The 4,619-nt window shown below is 71.9% G+C and carries 1 protein-coding gene and 1 pseudogene; both read right to left on the bottom strand.

Translation table 11 applies throughout. The annotated features are described in order from the left end of the window. Window positions 1–4,490: type I polyketide synthase (locus ACTMTF_RS49240; RefSeq protein WP_441117012.1), on the bottom strand; the 4,490-nt coding region annotated here is incomplete at its 3' end. A 21-nt stretch (window positions 4,491–4,511) separates the two neighbouring features. Next, window positions 4,512–4,619 (bottom strand): annotated as a pseudogene (locus ACTMTF_RS49235) (KR domain-containing protein); the annotation flags it as partial.

Here is a 4,619-nt window from a genome sequence, read left to right as displayed (position 1 = left end):
TCCACCGCCAGCTCATCCAGATGCGCAGCGCCACCGGCCTTCGCCGCCATCGACGCCATCAACCCGACCACGCTCAGCTGGGTCAGCGGATCCCCGCCCCCCACACCAGCCGCGTGGAACACCGAACTCACCCGAGGCCCGGTCGCACCGCTCCACTCCACCAGGGCCGCCACCTCGGCCCGGACGCCGACATCGCCGGCCAACACCACCACCGACGTACCCGCCAACGCCAACTCCGCCGCCAGCGCCCCAACACCGGCGGCAGCCGGACCCGAACGACTCGACAACACCACCCGGCTCGCACCCCGGCCCGCCACCCAACGAGCCAGCCGGCCACCGATCGCCCCGGTTCCCCCGGTCACCAGCACGCTCCCACCCGGAGCCCAGGCGCTCCGTGGCCACGACCGTGACGCGTGTGTCTCCAGAACGTCCGGTTCCAGAGCCCGCGGCTGCGGAGCCCGTACCAGACGTCGGGCGAACACCTCTGTGCCCCGGATCGCCACCTGGTCCTCGCTGCCCATGGCGAGCACGGCGCACAACCGGTCCGCCACCGGGCCGTCCAGCACCTCGGGCACGTCGATCAGGCCACCCCACCGGTCCGGATGCTCCAGACCCGCGACCCGGCCCAGCCCCCAGACTTGAGCCTGCGTCAGGCCGGCCGGCGCCTGCTCGGGTCCGGCCGCTCCCGACGTCAGCACCCACAGCGGCGCAGTGAGCTCGAGATCCCCGAGAGCCTGGATCAGCCCGACCGTGGCAACCAACCCGGTCGACACCACGGGGCTGTCCGCCAGCGGCATCTCCTCCATCGCCAACAGCGACACCACCCCGGACAAGGACCGCTCTCCAACGGCATCCCGAAGCCGGGCCGCGAGAGCCTCCCGCTCCATCGGCGCGATCTCGGCTAGAACGACGTCCGCTCCGTGGCCGGTCAGGGCCCGGACGCATGCGGAGGCCGACCCGGCGCCCGCCGATCCGGTGACCACCAGCCAAGTTCCGCTCAGGACAGCCGGCCGGCGGTCGGCCACCGGCACCCACGTGATCCGATACCGCCAATCCGCCGTCCGCGCCTGATCCCGCTCCCGGCGCCGCCACGACGCCAGTGCAGGCAGCACCTCCTCCAGCCGCCGCCCGTCCAACGCCAGAGTGTCCGCCAGACCGGCCACGTCACCGTCATCGACAGCCGCCCAGAACCGCTCCTCCACCGGATCACCCACCCGGCCCCCGGAGGGCGCCGCGAGCATTCCCTCCACCCAGAACCGTTCCCGCACGAACGCGTACGTCGGCAGATCCACCCGCCGTCCAGGCGTCAACACCGCCCGCCAATCAACCGGCACACCCCGAACATGCACCTCAGCCAAGGACCGCAGAACGCGCTGCGCCCCGCCATCCTCACGACGCAACGTCCCCACCACCACCGGCGGGTCCTCGATCTCCTGCGACGGCTGGTCGAGCGTGGCACTGATCGCCGCAGTCAGAACCGGATGCGGAGACACCTCAACGAACACCCTGTGCCCGTCGCCGTGCAGCGCCTCCACCGCCCGCGAGAACCACACCGACCCACGCAAACTCGCGTACCAGTACTCCGGCCCAGCATCCGCACCGGCCAACACCTCACCCGTCAGAGCCGACACCAGCGGAACCGACCCCGGCTGCGGACTGATCCCCGCCAGAGCCGCCAGGATCTCCTCCCGCAGCCCCTCCACCTGTGGCCCGTGGGAGGCGTAGTCGACCGGCAGCAGGCGGGTTCGCACCCCCGCGCGTTCGCACTCGGCGGCGATCTCGTTCAGAGCTGAGACGTCCCCGGAAACGACGGTGGCCTCGGGCCCGTTGATCGCCGCGACCGACACCCGGCCGTCCCAGGCCCCGATGCGTTCGGTGATGACGTGGACCGGCTCGCCGATCGAAAGCATCCCGCCCCGGCCCGACAACGCGGTCAACGGCCGGCTGCGCAACGCCACCACCTTCGCGGCGTCCTCCAGCGACAGAATCCCCGCCACCACCGCAGCCGCGATCTCGCCCTGACTGTGACCGACCACCGCACCCGGCTGCACCCCGGCCGCCTGCCACACCGCAGCCAGCGACACCATCACCGCCCACAACACCGGCTGAACCACATCCACCCGGTCAAGCCCAGGCGCACCCTCCCGACCAGCCAGGACGTCATCCAGGGACCAGTCCACGTAAGGAGCCAGAGCCCGACCGCACTCGGTCAGCCGAGCCGCGAACACCGGGCTGGCCTCAGCCAGCTCCCGCCCCATGCCGACCCACTGTGATCCCTGACCGGGAAACACGAACACCACCGGGCTCACCGCCCCGGCCACCGCACTCACCACACCGGCCGACGACTCACCCGCCGCCAGCGCCGACAGCCCGGCCTCCAGTTCGTCCCGATCCGCGCCCAGCACCACCGCCCGATGCTCGAACGTCGACCGGGAGGTCGCCAAAGCCCACCCCACATCCAGCGGATGGAGATCCGTACCGGCATCCAGACGCGCGGCCAACCGAACCGCCTGCCCCCGCAACGCCTCCCGACTCCGCCCCGACACCAACCACACCGGAGCCTCGGCCAGCACCGGCCGGGCAGGTCCCGGGGCCCGGTGCTCCTCGTCCAGAGTGTCCGGCTCGGTGGCGGGAGCCTCTTCGAGGATCACGTGGGCGTTGGTGCCGCTCATCCCGAACGACGACACCCCGGCCCGCCGAGGCCGGTCGGCGACCGGCCACGGCACCGCCTCGCTCAGCAACCGGACCTGACCGGACGACCAATCGATGTGCGCAGACGGCTCAGCAGCATGCAACGTGGGCGGCAGCAAGCCGTTCTGCAGCGCCAGCACCATCTTCATGACCCCGGCCACGCCGGCCGCCGACTGGGTGTGACCGATGTTCGACTTCACCGACCCCAGCCACAACGGCCGGTTCTCGGGCCGATCCTGACCGTACGTCGCCAGCAGGGCCTGGGCCTCGATCGGATCCCCGAGAACCGTCCCGGTGCCGTGCGCCTCCACCACATCGACATCCGCCGCCGACAACCGGGCGCTCGCCAGCGCCGAGCGGATCACCCGCTGCTGCGAAGGACCATTCGGCGCGGTCAGGCCGTTCGAGGCTCCGTCCTGGTTCACAGCGCTCCCGCGCATCACGGCCAGCACCCGGTGCCCGTTGCGCTGGGCGTCGGAGAGCCTTTCCAGGAGGAGGATCCCGGCCCCCTCGGCCCAGCCGGTCCCGTCCGCGCCCGCTCCGAACGCCTTGCACCGGCCGTCCGAGGCCAGCCCCTGCTGCCGGGAGAACTCGGAGAACCCGGTCGGCACCGCCATCACGGTCACCCCACCCGCCAAGGCCAGCGAGCACTCCCCCGCCCGCAGCGCCTGAGCGGCCATGTGCAGCGCCACCAGCGACGACGAACACGCCGTGTCCACCGTCACCGCCGGCCCTTCAAGCCCCAGCGTGTACGAGACCCGCCCGGAGATGACGCTGGCCGCCATCCCGGTCAGCTGGTAACCCTCCAGCCCGCTGTCGGCGGCGCCGACGCCGTAGCCGGAGAATCCCGCTCCGGCGAACACCCCGGTGTCGCTGCCGCGCAGCGAGCGCGGTTCGATGCCGGCCCGCTCCAGCGCCTCCCAGGAGGTTTCGAGCAGGATGCGCTGCTGGGGGTCCATGGCCAGCGCCTCGCGCGGGTTGATGCCGAAGAACCCGGGATCGAACTCGCCCGCGTCGTGGATGAATCCGCCCGCGCGTGTGTGCGAGGTACCGGCCCGCTCCGGATCCGGGTCGAACAGATTGTCAAGATCCCAGCCGCGATCCACCGGGAAGGCGGAGATCGCGTCCGTGCTCGCGGCCAGCAGCTCCCAGAACTGCTCGGGGTCGCGCACGCCGCCGGGGAAGCGGCAGGCCATGGAGACGATCGCGATCGGGTCACCGTCCACCGCCACCGGACCGCGCACCCGGTCCAGGTCGTCGGCGTCACCGAGCAATTCGCCCCGCAGGTGCTGGGCCAGGGCACGCGGTGTCGGGTAGTCGAACACCAGCGTCGCCGGCAGGCTCAGGCCGCTGCGGGCGGTCAGCCGGTTCCGCAGCTCGACGGCGGTCAGCGAGTCGAACCCGACGTCGCTGAACGCCCTGTCGGCGTCGACCGCCGTGGCGGACGTGTGACCGAGCACGGTCGCGGCCTCGGCGCGGACCAGATCAGCGAGCTTCTGCTCCTGCGCCGCCCGGCTCAGACCGGCCAACTCCCGGGCCAGATCCGAACCGCCCTCACTGGATGCCTCAGTAGCCACAAGGGCGCGAACCTCGGGCAGGTCGCGCACGAAGGGCACCTGGCGCAGGTCACCCATCCGGGACGCCGCCTGCGCCCAGTCCACGTCCATGACGGTCAGCACACCGTTCGAGCCGGACTCCTCCAGCGCCTGACCCAGCACCCGCAGCGCCGAAGCAGGCTCCATCGCCCGCAACAGACCCCGATCGAGCCGCTGCCGGGCCGCCTCACCCGCCTGCGCCATCCCACCACCGGCCCACGGACCCCACGCCAGCGAAACACCCGCCAACCCCCGGCCGCGCCGATTCTGCGCCAACGCATCCAAAAACGCGTTCGCCGCCGCGTAATTACCCTGCCCGCCACCACCGAACGT

This window comes from Nonomuraea sp. ZG12, assembly GCF_052068115.1.
Classification (GTDB): domain Bacteria; phylum Actinomycetota; class Actinomycetes; order Streptosporangiales; family Streptosporangiaceae; genus Nonomuraea.
Note: the sequence above shows the minus strand (reverse complement) of the source record. Positions and strands in the feature narration are given on the sequence as shown.